Below are 17,576 nucleotides of genomic sequence, written 5' to 3'. Positions count from 1 at the left end.
AAAAGAGTTAAAAGAAAAGAACCACTAAACAAAATAGTTTGTATCTTTGTCGCGGTTTTCAGAACCACTAAACATGTTTTACTAAAAAGAGAAAGTTATGAAAAAGATTTTATTTGCAGTGATGGCTATGGTTGCCATCGGATTCGCATCATGTGGTAACAAAGCCCAACAAGGTGAGGCTGTAGACAGCACTGCCGCTGCCATTAACACTGCTGACGAAGAGGCTGATGCCGCTATCGCCATGTTGTCAGCAAACCTTGAAGCCAATGATGCCAGCAAGTTCCAGCAGGCTCTTGACGCTGTCAAGGAAAAGATTGCTGAGTTCATTAAGTCTGACCCAGAGGCTGCCAAGCAGTATGTGGCAAAAGTTCAGGGATTCCTGAAGGAGAATGCCGACAAGATCAAGAGCGTTGTTGGTGAGAATGCTACTGTTGCCGCTGCTGTTGCCGCTATTACAGAGGTAGAACCAGATGCTGTGGTAAGTGGACTGCTCGAGAAAGTTGGTGACGCTGCTACAGATGCTAAGGACGCTGCTGTAGATGCTGCCAACGAGAAGATTGACGAGGCAAAGAAAGCTACAGAGGATAAGGCTAACGAAGTGAAGGATGCTGCCAAGAAAAAGGCTAATGATGCTATTGACAATGCCGCTTCTGATGTCAAAAAAGGTTTAGGACTGTAAAGTAATCGTCACAAGACATTTATACAAAGCAAAACGACAAAAAGAATTGGAGTTTTAGACTTTTCACTGAATAAAAGAGCCGGTTCGTTGAATTTATTTCACGAGCCGGCTTTCTCTTTCTATTTTTGCATCATCTAATCTAAGTAATAAATAATGAATAAGAAGATGAAAAAGAAGATGATGCCCGTCATGCTCCTGGCAGTCATGACGATGATGACAATGACAACAGCTTGCTCTTCGGATGATCCGTTGAGCAACGACAGTATTATCTATGGTGATGATAACGACAGCAGTGAAGGAAGTTCTTCTGGCAGCAGTTCCACTGGTACCTACAGTGAGATGAAAACCTTCACTGTCGCTATTGACAAGACAACGGCAGAGCCTGCTTCTGCTGCCACCGCCCAGTATCCAGAGGATGGTGACGCACTTAATACCAACAACTTTGGGACAATAGTGAATATCGACATATCGAATCCTGTAGACCCAGCCGTTGACGGTGTCTCCGTTACGATTGACGGTCATAACGTCACTGTCAATCATGGCAGTACGGAGGGAGTATGCTATGTCGTCACTGGTACCACGACAGACGGTTCACTCATCGTGAAAGGTGATGCATCCTTCGAATTAAACCTCAGTAATGCCAATATCACCAGTGCCACTACCACAGCCCTCGACTTGGAAAGCAAAGGTAATGCCTATCTTGTCGTCAGTGGTACCAACAAGTTGACAGACGGAGCTACGGAAGACCATAAAGGCACTCTTTACAGCAAAGGAAAGCTCCTGATCAGTGGTGATGGTTCTCTGGACGTTTACGGAACATATAAGAACGGAATCCATGGTAAGAGCAACATCGTCATTGACAAAGGTGTCAACCTCTATGTCAACTCCACAAAGAATAACGGTATCAAAGCAGGTGATGACATGTTCATCAATGGCGGTATCATCAATGTAGAAGTTTCCGCAGACGGTGGTAAAGCTATCAATGGAGATGCAGACATCACCATCAATGGCGGACGTACGACCGTGATTGCTACAGGTAATGGTACATGGGAAGCGGACGAGACCCTCACCTACGGCGGAGACACCAAGGCTGCCGCAGGCATTGGCAGTGACGGCATCTTTTACATGAATGGTGGAGAGCTGTATGCCAAGGCTACCGGAAGTGGAGGCAAAGGTGTCAAGGCTGACTTGGAAGGATACATCACAGGAGGTAAGATCCGTATCATCACAGAGGGTGGACTTTATTACAGCAATGGCTCTACCGAGAGTCACAACTATATGGGAAATACCGACAACCTGCCAGCAGCCTACACATCCTCACCAAAGGGTATGAAGATTGGAACAAAAGAGGAGGACGGTACCACGACAACGACCTATGGTGTCTTACAAATCTCAGGTGGTGATATCATGATACGAACCAGCGGCAATAACGCGGAAGGTATAGAGAGCAAGGGTACATTTGACGTGAATGGTGGCACGGTCATGGTTTACGCCCATGACGATGCCCTCAACTCCACAGGAGACATGACCTTCACAGGCGGCACAGTTGTTGCCGTTGGAACGAACAACGATGCCATTGATGCCAATGGGAATATGAATATCAAGGGAGGTACCATTATCGCTTGTGGAGCGAATGGCGCAGAAGCCGGTATCGACATCAATGAGCAAAAGAAACTCTATATCACCGGTGGTTACCTCTTCGCTATCGGAGGACGTGTTGACGGCAACTTAGGAAGTACCACACAGGGTATCATCACCACCACAGGTTCTGTCTCTGCCAATAGCACAGTCAGCATTAGTAATAGCAGCAAGACACTCTATACCTTCACGATGCCGCCAGTCACCTATAGCAGCAACAACACCATCATCATCAGTACCCCAGACCTGACCAGTGGTAGCAGCTACACAGTGAAAACGAGCAGCACCTCAACAACGGCGACAGCCTCCAACACCATCAGCAGCGGCGGCATGGGAGGAGGTATGCCGGGTGGTGGTCCTCGTGGCTGGTAACAAACAATAATCTTGCTATCACTACGTTATATGAGATGGATGGAAGAAAAGAAAAGACATGAGAATCTGACCTATCTGGCACTGTGGGGAATGCTCTTTGCAGTGCCAGTACTCAGTCTCTATCTGCGTTCTGTCAATAATCCCGCTTTTGATTTCGAGTGGAAAGAGGTTTTTATGATCTGGAAGCAGTTTGGTATCTACCTCGGCATCTTCCTGATCCATCATCTCTTCCTCGCTCCGCTGCTGGTTTACAAACAACGCCGTGCCCTGTATTTCAGTATCGTTGCTGTCATTATCGGAGGATTCATCGTCTACCAATGCTCTAACCGTCCCTCTGAACGGAGAGCATTTAACCATGAGCCCCCTCCCCATGAACAACGGGAACCGTCACACAGACAGCATCCTCCCCATCCTCACGACTTCAAGGAACACAGACGGCACAGACCTCCTGTGATGGTGGGGCAACATGATATCATCGCCCTCATCATCCTCATCCTGATGCTGGGTATGAATATCGGCATCAAACTCTATTTCAAGTCACGCTATGATACCAAGCAGCTGATGGCATTGGAGAAGAAGAATCTGGAGCAACAACTGGAATATCTCAAATACCAGATTAATCCGCATTTCTTCATGAACACGCTGAATAACATCCATGCTTTGGTGGATATCGACCCTGAGAAGGCGAAAGACACTATTTTGGAACTGTCGAAGATGATGCGTTTCGTTCTCTATGAGGGCGACAAGAAGGGGGTACCCCTGAGCCGCGAGTTTGATTTCATCCGCAACTATGTCACCTTGATGCGACTTCGCTATACAGACAAGGTCGATGTACAGGTCAACTTGCCTGCAGAGGTTCCCGACTACCAGTTGCCCCCTCTCATGCTCATCACGTTTATTGAGAATGCCTTCAAACATGGAATCAGTTATCAACACGACTCATTTGTACATGTCAAGATTGAGGTGAGAGATGAGAGGAAAGAGGTTAGAGGAATATGGCTATGCTTCCATTGTCGTAACTCAAAGGCAGAAAAGCCGAACGAAGAGCAAGGCGGTGTGGGACTTGCGAATGTCAGACAACGATTAAATTTACTATATGGAGAAAACTATACACTGAATATACAGGATGAACCTGACACCTATAATGTTGAACTTCAAATACCTCTCACATGATCAGATGTCTCGCCATTGACGATGAGCCGCTTGCCCTACAACAATTGGTGGCATATATCAAAAAGATACCCTTCCTCGAACTAGCTGCCCAGTGTCAGAGTGCGTTGGAAGCCAAGAAATACTTAGAGCAGGAGACGGTGGATGCCATCTTCTGCGATATCAACATGCCCGACCTCAATGGGATGGACTTCGTGAAGTCGTTGCAATACCCTCCTATGATAGTCTTCACCACCGCCTATAGCGAGTATGCCGTCGAGGGTTTTAAGGTGAATGCTGTTGATTACCTCTTGAAACCCTTCGGCTTGCAGGATTTCCAAAGGGCGGCGAATCGGATAAAAGAACGTTTGGAGCCTTCTGTTGCCAACAATCAGGACGACGGCACTATCTTCGTCAAGACCGACTACCGCATTGTGAAAGTCACTGTTGCCGACATCCGTTATATTGAGGGGATGAGCGAGTATCTGAAAATCCATATCGAAGGAGAGAAGCCCATCATCACCCTTCTCTCGATGAAGAAGATGGAAGAAAGGCTGCCAGACACTTTCATGCGTATTCACCGTTCGTATATCGTTAACCTCGACAAGATTCAGGAGGTCAATAAGAACCGTATCATCATGGATGCAGACACCTACCTGCCTATCGGGGATTTGTACAAAGAAGCCTTCCAACGTTATCTTGACACGAAATTTCTTGGTAAATAGAAAGAAAGTGTGTACCTTTGTACCTTGGATGAGAAGAATATATTCCTTATTTATATTATGGTTGTCTGTGCTGACGATAAGTGCACAGATGGCAGATCCTGTACATTTCACATCGCAACTGAAGGAACTCGGCAGTGATGAGGCAGAGATCATCTTCTCAGCGAAGATTGATGCCGGCTGGCATGTCTACTCTACCGATCTGAGCGGAGGACCGATTCCTGCCACCTTCAACAAGGTGAAGATGGAGGGAGTGGAGACCGTTGGGAAGTTGAAACCCAGAGGTAACGAGCAGAAAACCTTCGACAAGCTCTTCGGGATGGATGTACGCTATTTCGAGCATACGGCAACCTTCGTACAGAAAGTCAAGTTCACGAAGGAGAAATACGTCATCGACTGCTATTTAGAATATGGAGTCTGCAATGACGAGATGTGTATGCCTCCTTCCGAGGTAGCATTTAAAAAAGAAGGAAAGAGACCCACCCCTGACCCCTCCCTGTTAATGGAGGGGAAAGAGGATAACGTCAAGACAGATACTGTTGCTCGTGTAGTTCTTGCTGAGAACACAGACAGCATCAACAATACAGCATGTACTGACAGTACCCTTTGGGTGCCAACGCCCCTTCCTCAACAGGGAGCAGAGGAGGGAGGCTCTTTGCTTGCTATCTTCATCGCAGGACTGTTAGGTGGCTTCATCGCCTTACTCACCCCCTGTGTATGGCCGATCATCCCTATGACAGTATCATTCTTCCTAAAAAGGAACAAGGGAAGGGCAAAAGCCATTCGGGAGGCACTGACCTACGGACTGAGTATCATCATCATCTATGTGGCATTAGGACTGTTAATTACTCTACTCTTTGGAGCCAATGCCCTTAATGCCATGAGCACCAACGCCTGGTTTAATATCTTCTTCGCCCTGTTGCTTATCATCTTCGCTGCTTCCTTCTTCGGAGCCTTCGAGTTGACGCTGCCATCCTCCTGGTCGAATAAGATAGACCAGAAGAGTGACCGGACGACAGGAATACTTTCCATCTTCCTCATGGCATTCACCTTGGTACTGGTATCATTCTCCTGCACAGGTCCTATCATCGGCTTCCTCTTGGTTGCCATTTCCACCCAAGGAAACATCCTCGGACCCACTTTCGGTATGCTGGGGTTCAGCATCGGCCTGGCAATTCCCTTTGCCTTGTTTGCTCTCTTCCCCTCCCTATTGAAGTCAACACCTAAGTCGGGAAGCTGGATGAACACCATCAAGGTGGTACTTGGATTCATCGAACTCGCCTTTGCCCTGAAGTTCCTGAGTGTCGCAGACCTTGCCTATGGCTGGCGACTCCTCGACCGTGAGGTGTTCCTCGCGATATGGATAGCCCTTTTCGGACTGTTAGGAGCCTACCTGATGGGATGGCTTCGCTTCCCTCATGACGAACCAGAGCATCGCACCAACGTGCCCCAGTTCTTCCTCGGGCTCCTCTCCTTTGCTTTCACCATCTATATGATACCAGGACTATGGGGTGCACCTTTGAAGGCAATCAGTGCTTTCACACCTCCGATGTACACCCAAGACTACAAGATCATACAGACGACTGTCGTCGAGGCACCTTTCAAAGACTACGAACAAGGGATGGCTTTTGCCAAAGAGCAACACAAGCCAGTCATCATCGACTTCACAGGTTTTGGCTGTGTGAACTGTCGGAAGATGGAGGCTGCCGTATGGACGGATGAAGAGGTGGCGCGTCGTCTCACACAGGACTACGTACTTATCTCGTTGTATGTCGACGACAAGACACCTCTTGCCCAACCCGTCGAGGTGGAGATAAACGGTCAGAAGCGCACACTGCGTACTGTTGGCGACAAATGGAGCTATCTGCAGGCGACGAAGTTTGGTGCCAACACACAACCGTTCTATGTGCTGCTCGACCCACAGGGCACCCCCCTTGCTCCCTCGCGCTCTTACGACGAGGATATCCAAGAATACATCAACTGGCTGGATGCCGGATTGACAAAATACAAACCATAAAACCAAAAATGATGAGAAGAATTATCACATTTATCATGGTCATAGCATTCGCTATACCATCCTTCGCACAGTTTGAGACCAATAAAAGCAGGAGCCGCTATAACCGCGATGATACGGAACGTTATTACGGACTGCGTCTGGGTATGAATATCGCCAGTACCAGTAGCGAGTCCAACGCCTTCGACACCAATCCGCGCAGTGGTCTGGTCATCGGTTTTGCCTATGGTATGCAGCTCTCCAGGAACTATCCCCTTTGGCTGGAGACGAGCCTTTTGTATTCTGAGAAGGGAGGAAAGACCCATCTCAACGACGAGAAGGTGACTTACCGTTTAGGTTATCTGCAACTTCCCATTGTAGCGAAATATAGTATCAATCTCGACGACGACCTCTACCTGCTGCCTTTCTTTGGAGGTTATCTCTCTGTAGGTGTCACTGGTAAGGCGAAGAACTATGCCACCAGGGAGTCGGAGAGTGTCTTTGACACGATGAAGCGCTTCGATGGCGGACTGCGTGGCGGATGTGGACTCGAGTATAAGATGATGTATGTTGAGGCTGGTTATGACCTTGGACTTGCCAATATCGCCAAGGACGACTTCGACGCTGTTCATACCCGTTGTCTGTTCATTAACCTCGGCATCAATTTTTAATGTTTAATCTCATTTTTTATCTTCACAGATGACCCTTTATCCCCAAATGATCATAGAAGCCCTGCAGACTGTGACGTATGCAGGCACCAAGAAAAACATCGTGGAAAGTGGTATGGTCGCAGACCAACCTGTCGTTGCCGCACCTCAGAAAGAGGGCGAGCCTTGGCGTGTCAGCGTCATACTGGAGTTCCCTCGTGACACGGATCCCTTCCTGAAATCGACTGTCAAGGCTGCTGAGGCAGCCATCAAATACCACTGTGGCAAGGATGTTGAAGTCAATATCCAGACAGAGTTCAAGTCAAAGCCCCGTCCAGAGGTGGGTAAGATGCTGCCTGGTGTGAAGAATATCGTAGCTGTCAGCAGTGGTAAAGGTGGTGTGGGTAAGAGCACCGTCTCTGCCAACCTCGCCATCGCCTTGGCACGACTGGGTTATCAGGTGGGACTACTTGACGCCGATATCTTCGGACCATCGATGCCGAAGATGTTCAAGGTGGAGGACGCACGCCCCTATGCTGTCAATGTGGAGGGTCGTGACTTGATAGAACCCATCGAGGCTTATGGGGTAAAACTGCTCTCCATTGGTTTCTTCGTCTCTCCCGAGACAGCAACGCTATGGCGTGGCGGTATGGCATCGAATGCCCTTAAACAACTCATCGCAGATGCCGACTGGGGAGAGCTCGACTATCTCATCCTCGACACCCCTCCCGGTACCTCAGACATCCACCTCACCCTTTTGCAGACCCTAGCCATCACGGGAGCCATTATCGTCTCGACTCCTCAGCAGGTGGCCCTTGCCGATGCCCGCAAAGGAATCGATATGTATCGCAATGAGAAGGTCAACGTACCCATCCTCGGACTGGTGGAGAACATGGCGTGGTTCACACCTGCCGAACTACCCGAGAACCGTTATTACATCTTCGGGAAAGAGGGTTGTAAGCAACTGGCGGAAGAGATGAAAGTCCCCTTACTCGCACAAATTCCACTGGTACAGGGCATCTGCGACAGTGGCGACCAAGGTACGCCTGCTGCTCTTAATAGCGATACAGCTACCGGCATCGCCTTCATCAACCTCGCCCAGTCGGTCGTCACCGTTGTCAACAAGCGCAACCGTGAACTGCCAAAGACACAGATAGTAGGGGTAAAATAAGTTGTTGTGATTGTTTCATTTACCTGTTGACTGGAGTCGGCAAACCTGTTGACTGGAGTCGACAGACCTGTTGACTGGAGTCAGCAAGTCGATTGACTGGAGTCGGCAACCGATTAGGATGCTTCTAACAACTGCAAAGGCAGCCTCTTCAACATGCGAGCAACGGCTCTTCAACACACATACAACGGCACTTATCAAGCGATGCCTATTCTGTTATCTTCGACGCACGCTTATGTTTCAGGAACTTCAGACGCTCCATAGCGAATTGGCGAGCCATATAGAACTGGAAGCGATAGACACAGAGAGTCACTGCGAAATAACACAGAGCCTGTATCCATAGGATGCGCAACTCCGGCATCACATCACTGAGGTCGGCACCCATCGAGTTCAGTCGGATATATGCACGAGCCCCGAAGGTAGAGGGGAAGAGCCATGATACCCCTTGCCAATAGCCTGGGATATTCGACTGTGGCCATGAGACACCTATGAGGAACAACAATGGTACGGATACAAAGACGACGATCAGCATCACATTCTCACGATACTTCACCATACACGACACCATCATACCAAAGAAGATACAGGCAAGGATATAAGGTAACATCAGGCACCACAAAGAATACCAGGTGGCAAGTTGTGGGAAATGGAACAGTCGCGGCACCGCCATAGACAGCCAGGCAGCCATCACGAGAAAGATCATGAAATAACACATCGCCTTTCCCATCACGATAGGTACGGTGTTCTCATAACGGGAGTCACCGACAGGAATCAGGTTACGATAAGGATTCTCATCACGCGCCGTACCTGCAGAGAGTCCGATACCCAACACCAGTGTCTGTTGCAGGATGAGCATCAGAACGGCAGGAAGGACAGAGGAGCCATAACCACCCGAAGGACTGAAGATCGGCACATCGTCATAGTCGAGCGGACGTGACGCTATCGCTTCCTCACGAGCCGTATAATGTCCACCCAGCTTCGTCTTCAGCTCCGTACCCATCTCCATCGTCACCGTCTGTGCCGTCTGGAAGATCGCCTTGTAGGTAAGCATCAGACTCATATCACAATAAACACTTACAGTACCTTGTCTCAAGCCATAGACATCATCCTCAAAACCACTGGGAATCAGATAGATGCCCTTGACAAGCTGACGACTGACGAGTGACTTCGCCTCATCAAGATCCTGCGCATAGTATTTCACATGGACATCAGGGGAGGCGTCACACATACGGATGAACTGCCGTGATAACTGACTATGTGACTGGTCGACGACACAGACTGGTACTTCACGCACCACCTCATTATTATATATCCATGAGTAAAGCAGCGGATAGACCAATGGCACGACGATGAAGAAAATGAGAACACCCTCGTCCTTCACCACCTGCGTCATCTCCTTGCGCCAGATATAGCAGGCATCCTGTATACCTTTATATATATTATGGAATATAGACATAGGTCAGCATCGCGTTCTTAATCTTCTTAACAACAAGCCAAGGCAACAAGAGGAATGCAGCCAAAGCGGCAAAATGGAACCAAGACTCAATGAGTGGGAAACCGTTGAACACACAGGTCTGGTACATCATCCAGTAATGACGCAGGGGGAACAGCCATGAGAGAGACTGCAGGGCACCGTCCATTCCCATGACAGGGAAGGCGGATCCAGCCATAGAGATACTAAGTACTGCCCACAGGGAACAGATACTCATCGACATACGCAGCGAGGGCATCAAGCCGAAGGCGAAGATACCGAACCCTTGCGAGGCAAGTACCTGCATGAGTCCCAAGAGCACCAGCATCCATGGACTACCCAGATGTGGGAATCCAAGATGGTAGAACACATACCACTCATAGCCGTAAACGATAGCAAGCCAGATGATCGTCTGAGGCAGAAACTTACCCAGCAAAGCCACTGTCACATTATTATCAGCAAGCTCCATCCATCTCTTTCCTGTGGCAAACTTCAACTCCGTACCTATGGAATAAGCAGAGATCAGCAAGATAAACAGCATGATGATACCTGGTACCATCATCGTACTCAAGTAAGCATTATAACTACTCCATGGGTTGGCTATCTGGTGTAAGTCGACCTTGATAGGTTGCAGGAGCGTCTGTATCTGCGCGTCAGTAAGTCCTTTGGCTCGCATCGTCGCCTGTCCTAATCCTGCAGAGCCAAGGGACGAGACCGTTTTCAGGTCCTTCATCAGCATCGAGCCTGCTGTCATCGCGGTATAGGTATAGTAATAGGAAATCTTAGGCTGACGACTGGAGATCAGCTTCTCTGTAGTCCCTTTGGGGATATAGAGGAAGCCATAGATCTCATTACGCTGAATAGCACGACGCGCCTCCGTCACACTGGGATAGCGGGCGACAACTCTCGACATCTGGAAACCATCCAACTTACGAGTCAGCGAACGAGAGGTGGTGGTATTATCCAAGTCGACAACACCAACAGGCATGTCAGTAGGAAGCCCGTCGTCCATCAAAGAGGTAAAGAAGAAGATGACCAGTATGGGGAAAAACACCATACAGAAGCGGTAGATATGATTCTGACGCAGAATCAACAGCTCCCGCAGCATAATCTCATATATCTGCCTGAGATACTTCACCTCAACTGCAAACTACTTAATAATCAGCGACATACCAGGACGCAAACCCTCCATCGGTGCTACTGGACGAGCCTTGACCTCAAAAGTCTTCAGGTCATACTGACCATTCGTCTTTGTAGCCTTCCAGACTGCATAAGAGCCTTGATCCTTCATATAATAGACCTTCATCTGTATCGTCTTGTTGAAAGCAGGGACAAAAGCGTCAAACGTCTTTCCGACAGCGAGTCCGTTCAACTGGTCCTCACGGACGTTAAACGTGCCCCACATATCTTTCATCACAGAGATATTCATAATCGGAGAACCGGTACCTACCAGCTCACCCACCTTCGGGAACACATCACTGACCTCACCTTCCATCTGGGCTATCTGAACAGTCTCATGGATATAGGAGTTCACTTCGTTTACGGCACCCTTGGCACGACCTACCTGAGCGGCAGCAGCCAGCTTGTCCTCACGACGTGCACCATTACGAGCCATATCATACTGACTCTCAGCAGCTTTTGCCTGAGCCTCCATCGCTTTGTAGTTGGCGTAAGCCTCATCCCTCTTCTGGGCACTCATCACACCCTCGTCAAAGAGGCGCTGGACACGATGGTACGACTTCTCGGCGATCTCCAAGCCAGCCTTTGCCTGTTGCATCAGGTTATAGGCTCCACGTATCTGTTCCTCACGGGCACCATTCTGTGCCTTCAACTCCAATGCGGCAGCAGCATTCTCCGCACTGCGTGCCTGTTCCATCTTCGCCCGGACCTCCGGGGCATCGAGAATGGCGAGGGTATCACCCACTTTCACGAAGTCACCTTCTTTCACACGGATCTCCAAGATACGACCAGGTACCTTGCTAGATACACGATACTCACTCACCTCTACTTGTCCTTGTATCAGTTCCGGATCACGCCCTAAGGCAAAAAAACCGATCAGAGCTACAATGGCAACTGCTGCCGAGAATCCTAAAATGGCAAGCAGGATGTTGTTATGTTGCGTTTTTGCTGACATATATTGTATTTTTTTCGAGATTACGATATTTCTATATTACGATGTTATTGCAATGTTCCCATTGCTTTCTGCAGGTTCACCTGACTGAGTTTGACATCTATCTCTGCGTCTATTTTCTGTGACTGTGCCTGAAGCCATGCTGTCTGAGCCTCCATCACAGTGGTAGAGGAAATCACTCCCTCATGGAAACCCAGATTAGCAGTACGCAGATTCTCATCGGCTTTTTCCGTGTTCTTCTTTGCCATCTCCAATCTCTTGAAAGCCTCATTCACATGGAAACTGCTCTGGTTCACCTGCAGCTCTATCTTCTCACGAGCCTCAGCAAGTTCGAGGTTGGCAATAGCTGTGGCACCTTTTGAGGCACGTACCTTGTAAGCAACATCACCCCAGTTCCATATAGGCACACGAACCAGCACACCAACATTCCAAACACCAGCGAACTTACGCTCGAAACCATTGAACACATTGGGATTTGAGACAGCATAGCCACCCGTCAGCGCTACCATAGGCAGATTACCTGCTTTGAGGATATTAGTAAACTGACGACTCATATCCACCATATTTTGCAATTGGCGTAGTTCCGGACGCATCACTGCCACCTGGTCCATATCAACCTTGGTTGTCAGGTTAGAAGTAGACAGGTCGTCTGCATCCTCATCCGCCAAGGTCACCTGATTACTCATCGGCATCCCACAGAGCTGACATAGTAACATCTTCGAGAGCGTCAATCCGTCATCCACCTTCATCAGCGTCATCTCTGCCTCATTGACTTTCACGCTGACACTCAGTCCTTCGGAACGGGTGGCAACACCCTCTCTGATCATCTTCTGAACATCCTCATCAAGTTTTCTCACAAGATCCAAGTAACCCTGTGCCAGCTTTTGCTTGTGTTTCAACGAGACCACCTGCCAATAAGCCTGGTCTATCTGATAAAGTGTAAGCTGACGCTTAGCCTCCGTGGAGTTGGCAGCCAGCTCCACACCGATGTCAGCCATCTTGTTCATCGCAATAATAGCGCCACCCATGAAGACGGGCTGTGTCACCATGATAGCACCTGCGAACACATTACGGGTATCTGTACGGAATGCGTCTACGACCCTTTGACCGGCACCATTTCCCAAGGCGCCCATTGAACCCATCACAGAATTTAACTGCTGTTGGAGTCCTTCGGGGGTAATTCCCTTCATCTCCAAGATCTCCCAGATACCTTGGGGTATCTTACCTATTACCTGTTCAGCCTTTTCTGATGCTGAAGTGGCAAACGTCGTACCGATATTCGACAAAGCGTTTTTCTGCTCATCATTCAACAAGGACATCTCCTTACTGGTCCACTCGTAGCCACCCAACGCACTGACATGTGGCAAGTATTTCGTCCGCGCCGACTTACGCAGGTTGGCTGCTACCTCTTGCTTAACCCGTGAGACACTTAACTGCTTATTGTTGCGCAATGCCATCGCACGACAACTGTCCAGTGTCAATGTCTGCTGCGCAAGAGCTGGTGTCGTCAAACAAGCAAACAGAGAAAAAAATAAGGTCTTATTCATTTTCTATTTCTCAAGTTCTATAGAGCGGGAACCTATCTCATGACCATCGGCAATGACCTGGACACGATAAGTTCCTGGTATTAATGTCTCTTTCTTAGCAACATAGAACTCCATTGGAGTCTCCTCACCAGTATACTCGATGTTTTTGGCTGCCGTGAAGTCTACTTGCTTATCCTCAAAAGCGCATTTCCCTGTCGCATTCAGTACACTGCCTGTTGGCGTAAGGACACGTACATAAATCGAACGCATACCATTTGATGCCGTCACATTACGAGACAGGACGAAACGCACCTTCATCTCATTGGTGGAACCGCCAATCTTATGAGGATGCTTCACACGATCCTTGGTCTTTGACGACAATGCCCCTTTGGTAATCATCATGATATCGATATTCACAGCGTTTAACTGGGCGGCAATAGCCACTTTCTCCGAGAGCGTTGCATTATCGGAGGACAATGCCTGATTCTGCAGGTTACTCTCCTCCAGTTCACTGCGCACCCTGCTATTCTCATCCTGTAACGCTTGATTCAGGCGGTTCAGGGAGTCAATTTCCAAAACATAGCTACGCAAGACGGCACGTACCGAAGCTAACTCTTTCTTCAAACGAGTTATCTCCGCTGCATCCGTAGCTTTAGTATTCTTCAATTCCTGCAGTAACTGTTCCGTACGTTCTTGCTCACGGGTCAGCTGGGCGATGATGGAGTCATTGTTGATTCGTGTCTTCATCTCACTATACTGATCAGCAAACTGCCGATACTCGCCTTCCATCTCCTGTTTGTCGAGCACGGCAAGTTCCTCCATATCCCGATTCGCCTGGGTCTGCTGACTAAGACTATAGGCAAGATACGCCACACCAGCTACCAGTAAAACGATAACCGCCGTGAGAACAGATATGATTCTTTTATTCATCTTAGTTATATTAAAAACTGTGCAAAGATAGGACTTTTCGACAAAACAACAAAGTTTTTTTGTTTATATCTATTGGAAGTTTAAGATTTATTTCATATATTTGCAAAATAATAGAACTAGGAAACGACAGCCTATGGATAAACAAAGTTTCTGGTATAGGGCTTTCGACCTCTACTATGACGGATTTCGGAACATGCGACTAGGGAAAACGCTTTGGACGATTATCCTTATTAAATTGTTTGTTATATTTATCATCCTGAAGATCTTCTTCTTTCCCAATTTCCTAAAGACTCACACTGAGAAAGGCGAAGAGTCCGATTTCGTGGCTACGGAGATGATAGAACGGGCGGATCAATAAATTAAAATCATACAGATATGAATGACTTATTATTAAACATTGACACAGGTGCCATCAACTGGGCGAGAGCACAATTTGCCCTGACAGCTATCTATCACTGGCTGTTCGTACCCCTGACATTGGGACTTGCCGTCATCATGGGTATTGCAGAAACCTGCTACTACCGTACAAAAGAAACGTTCTGGAAGGACACGGCTAAGTTCTGGCAGAGACTCTTCGGTATCAATTTCGCCATGGGAGTTGCCACAGGTATCATCCTCGAGTTTGAGTTTGGTACCAACTGGAGCAACTACTCCTGGTTTGTGGGTGATATTTTTGGTGCCCCCCTCGCCATTGAGGGGATCCTCGCCTTTTTCATGGAATCCACCTTCGTTGCCGTCATGTATTTCGGATGGAATAAGGTTTCAAAAGGATTCCACCTCGCCTCCACCTGGCTCACAGGTTTGGGAGCCACGATCTCTGCATGGTGGATTCTCGTTGCCAATGCCTGGATGCAACATCCTGTGGGCTGCGAGTTCAACCCCGATACAATGCGTAATGAGATGGTCGACTTCCTTGCTGTAGCCTTCTCCCCCTTCGCTGTAGGAAAGTTCTGTCATACCGTCATCTCCGCATGGATTATCGGTGCCGTATTTGTCGTTGCCGTATCCTGCTGGTATCTGATGAAGAAACGTGAACTTCGTCTTGCCAAAGAGAGTATTAAAATCGCTGCTGTCGTAGGACTCATCGCCTCACTAGGGGCAGCCTTTACCGGTCATATCAGCGGACAGCAGGTCGCCGAATACCAGCCTATGAAAATGGCTGCCATTGAAGGACTGCATGATGGAGGCACAGAACAGGGACTTGCCATCATTCCAGGTATAGAGGTCCCCTATGCCCTCAGTATGATGGCGACAAACGACCCCAAGGGGTATGTTCCTGGTATCAATGACATTCTGAATGGCTATACGACACCAGATGGAAAGGAAGAGCCCTCCGTCGACGAGAAAATCGAACGAGGTAAAAAAGCCATCACCGCACTCGCCGCTTACCGCAAAGCGAAGAAAGAGGGTGCTAGCCAAGAGCTTGCCAATTCACAATTGTCAATCATCAATTCCAATATGCAGTATATGGGCTATGGCTATGTGAAGGACAAGAAAAACATCGTACCTCCAGTACTCATTAATTTCTGGGCTTTCCGTATCATGGTGGGAATGGGATGCCTCTTCATTCTCTTCTTCGGTGTCCTGACACTGATCACCTACAAGATCCCATATATCACCATCATCACCAGACGCTTGCTTGCCACTTTTGGAATCATCCCTGAGACGGGAGCCGACAACAACGATATTGCCGGACTTCCCGCATGGCACTATTGGTTTGCCATCTTTCTTGTTCCACTGGCATATATCGCCTCGGAGAGCGGTTGGCTGGTTGCCGAGTTCGGACGTCAGCCATGGACTATTCAGGATATGTTGCCTACCTGGGTCGCAGTCAGTGACATCAATGGCAATGCCGTTGCTCTCACCTTCTTCCTGTTCCTCTTTCTCTTTACACTCATGCTTGCTGTAGAAATCAGCATCCTCTTGAAGCAGATCAAAAAAGGACCAGAGTATTCGGATGAGGTTTAGGGTTTTATTTTATGGTTTAAAGTTTAGAGAATATGACATACGAATTCTTACAGCATTACTGGTGCTTTGTTGTAGCACTGCTAGGCGCCCTGCTAGTTTTCCTGCTTTTTGTTCAAGGAGCCAACTCTTTGGCAGGCAGTCTTGGATATACAGAAGAAGGTCGTCGACTTGTCTATAACTCCACGGGACGTAAATGGGAGTTTACGTTTACCACCCTTGTCACTTTTGGTGGAGCGTTTTTCGCTTCTTTCCCCCTATTCTACTCTACCTCTTTCGGAGGAGCCTATTGGCTATGGATGCTTATTCTGTTCACCTTTGTGCTACAAGCTGTCAGCTATGAGTTCCAGAATAAGATAGGCAATTTCCTCGGTCCCAAGGTATTCCAGTTCTTTCTGACCCTAAATGGTATCATGGGACCATTACTCTTAGGCGGAGCCGTTGCCACTTTCTTTGAGGGTTCCAACTTCATTATCGCCAAGGACAATCTAATAGACACAGGTTCGTTTACACCTATTATCAGCCGCTGGGCAAATGCTTCTCACGGACTGGACGCCTTGCTCAACCCATGGGTACTTGTCTTCGGCTTTTCCGTGGTCTTCCTTGCCCGCATTCTGGGCATTCTATACATAATGAATAATATCAACGATGAGGACATTCGTAGCCGAGGCAGTGTACGCCTCCTTGGAGCTGCTATACCATTTCTCATCTTTTTCGTTGCCTACCTCGTTCATCTCTTGTTGAAAGACGGTTATGCATGGAATCCAGAGACGGGAGCCATCTTCATGGAACCTTATAAATATTTCCACAATCTCATGGACATGTGGTACCTCCTCATCCTGTTACTGATCGGTGTGATCCTCGTGCTCTTTGGTATTGGAAAGACGATTGTATCGAAGGACTATATTGGAGGCATCTGGCCTTCTGGAATCGGCACTGTTCTCACCGTATTAGCACTTTTACTCTGCTCGGCATGGAACCATACCGCATATTATCCGTCAACAGCAGACCTTCAGTCGTCACTAACACTTGCTAATTCATGCAGCAGTGAATTTACGCTGCGTACCATGTTCTATGTATCCCTACTTGTCCCATTTGTTCTTGCTTATATCGTCTACGCATGGTATGCCATCGACAAGAAGAAGCTCGACAAGCAGGAGATCATTGACGACCATGCATATTAAA

The 17,576-nt window shown here is 48.2% G+C and carries 15 protein-coding genes; 10 read left to right on the top strand and 5 right to left on the bottom strand.

The annotated features are described in order from the left end of the window. The first annotated feature begins 97 nt into the window (after window positions 1-97). The 7 genes from BM257_RS04630 (at window position 98) to BM257_RS04600 (ending at window position 8,371) form a co-directional block, all read left to right on the top strand. Window positions 98-679: a hypothetical protein gene (locus BM257_RS04630; RefSeq protein WP_143096747.1), complete on the top strand. Its 582-nt coding sequence runs from the start codon at window positions 98-100 to the stop codon at window positions 677-679. A 165-nt stretch (window positions 680-844) separates the two neighbouring features. Then, the gene (locus BM257_RS04625; RefSeq protein WP_177216016.1) at window positions 845-2,689 is read left to right on the top strand and encodes a carbohydrate-binding domain-containing protein; all 1,845 of its coding nucleotides are present in this window, start codon (window positions 845-847) and stop codon (window positions 2,687-2,689) included. A 39-nt stretch (window positions 2,690-2,728) separates the two neighbouring features. Then, complete coding sequence (locus BM257_RS04620) at window positions 2,729-3,862, top strand: sensor histidine kinase (RefSeq protein ID WP_092068901.1); 1,134 nt, start codon at window positions 2,729-2,731, stop codon at window positions 3,860-3,862. After that, window positions 3,859-4,563 (top strand): LytR/AlgR family response regulator transcription factor, encoded by a 705-nt coding sequence (locus BM257_RS04615; RefSeq protein WP_092068899.1) that lies wholly within the window; start codon window positions 3,859-3,861, stop codon window positions 4,561-4,563. Before BM257_RS04620 ends, BM257_RS04615 begins: the two co-directional genes overlap by 4 nt. A 28-nt stretch (window positions 4,564-4,591) precedes the next feature. Continuing rightward, on the top strand, window positions 4,592-6,577 hold the full coding sequence (locus BM257_RS04610; protein WP_092068897.1) for a protein-disulfide reductase DsbD family protein: 1,986 nt from the start codon (window positions 4,592-4,594) through the stop codon (window positions 6,575-6,577). An 8-nt stretch (window positions 6,578-6,585) separates the two neighbouring features. Then, a complete protein-coding gene (locus BM257_RS04605; protein ID WP_092068894.1) occupies window positions 6,586-7,224 on the top strand; it encodes a porin family protein in 639 nt (212 codons plus the stop codon). A 28-nt stretch (window positions 7,225-7,252) separates the two neighbouring features. Next, on the top strand, window positions 7,253-8,371 hold the full coding sequence (locus BM257_RS04600) for an Mrp/NBP35 family ATP-binding protein (RefSeq protein ID WP_092068891.1): 1,119 nt from the start codon (window positions 7,253-7,255) through the stop codon (window positions 8,369-8,371). 205 nt (window positions 8,372-8,576) lie between these two features. Here BM257_RS04600 and BM257_RS04595 read toward each other — a convergent pair whose 3' ends face one another. The 5 genes from BM257_RS04595 to BM257_RS04575 are packed head-to-tail and all read right to left on the bottom strand — an operon-like array spanning window position 8,577 to window position 14,426. Beyond that, window positions 8,577-9,824 (bottom strand): ABC transporter permease, encoded by a 1,248-nt coding sequence (locus BM257_RS04595; protein WP_092068888.1) that lies wholly within the window; start codon window positions 9,822-9,824, stop codon window positions 8,577-8,579. Next, window positions 9,808-10,977, bottom strand: coding sequence for an ABC transporter permease (locus tag BM257_RS04590; protein WP_255405537.1), 1,170 nt, complete (start codon window positions 10,975-10,977; stop codon window positions 9,808-9,810). Before BM257_RS04590 ends, BM257_RS04595 begins: the two co-directional genes overlap by 17 nt. Before the next feature lie 12 nt (window positions 10,978-10,989). Then, window positions 10,990-11,973, bottom strand: a complete 984-nt coding sequence (locus BM257_RS04585) for an HlyD family secretion protein (RefSeq protein WP_092068885.1) — start codon at window positions 11,971-11,973, stop codon at window positions 10,990-10,992. 44 nt (window positions 11,974-12,017) lie between these two features. Further along, window positions 12,018-13,517, bottom strand: a complete 1,500-nt coding sequence (locus BM257_RS04580) for a TolC family protein (protein WP_092068883.1) — start codon at window positions 13,515-13,517, stop codon at window positions 12,018-12,020. A gap of 3 nt (window positions 13,518-13,520) precedes the next feature. Further along, window positions 13,521-14,426 carry a hypothetical protein gene (locus BM257_RS04575; RefSeq protein ID WP_092068880.1) on the bottom strand — a complete coding sequence of 302 codons (906 nt, stop codon included), beginning with the start codon at window positions 14,424-14,426 and terminating at the stop codon, window positions 13,521-13,523. A gap of 133 nt (window positions 14,427-14,559) precedes the next feature. On the opposite strand from BM257_RS04575, the gene BM257_RS04570 reads away from it, so the two are divergent. The 3 genes from BM257_RS04570 to BM257_RS04560 are packed head-to-tail and all read left to right on the top strand — an operon-like array spanning window position 14,560 to window position 17,575. Next, on the top strand, window positions 14,560-14,784 hold the full coding sequence (locus BM257_RS04570; RefSeq protein ID WP_092068877.1) for a DUF4492 domain-containing protein: 225 nt from the start codon (window positions 14,560-14,562) through the stop codon (window positions 14,782-14,784). Window positions 14,785-14,801: 17 nt separating this feature from the next. After that, window positions 14,802-16,394, top strand: a complete 1,593-nt coding sequence (locus BM257_RS04565) for a cytochrome ubiquinol oxidase subunit I (protein ID WP_092068874.1) — start codon at window positions 14,802-14,804, stop codon at window positions 16,392-16,394. Window positions 16,395-16,426: 32 nt separating this feature from the next. After that, window positions 16,427-17,575 carry a cytochrome d ubiquinol oxidase subunit II gene (locus BM257_RS04560; RefSeq protein ID WP_092068871.1) on the top strand — a complete coding sequence of 383 codons (1,149 nt, stop codon included), beginning with the start codon at window positions 16,427-16,429 and terminating at the stop codon, window positions 17,573-17,575. Window position 17,576 lies beyond the last annotated feature (1 nt).

The sequence above is a fragment of the Prevotella sp. tf2-5 genome, from assembly GCF_900115435.1.
Classification (GTDB): Bacteria; Bacteroidota; Bacteroidia; order Bacteroidales; family Bacteroidaceae; genus Prevotella.
Note: the sequence above shows the minus strand (reverse complement) of the source record. Positions and strands in the feature narration are given on the sequence as shown.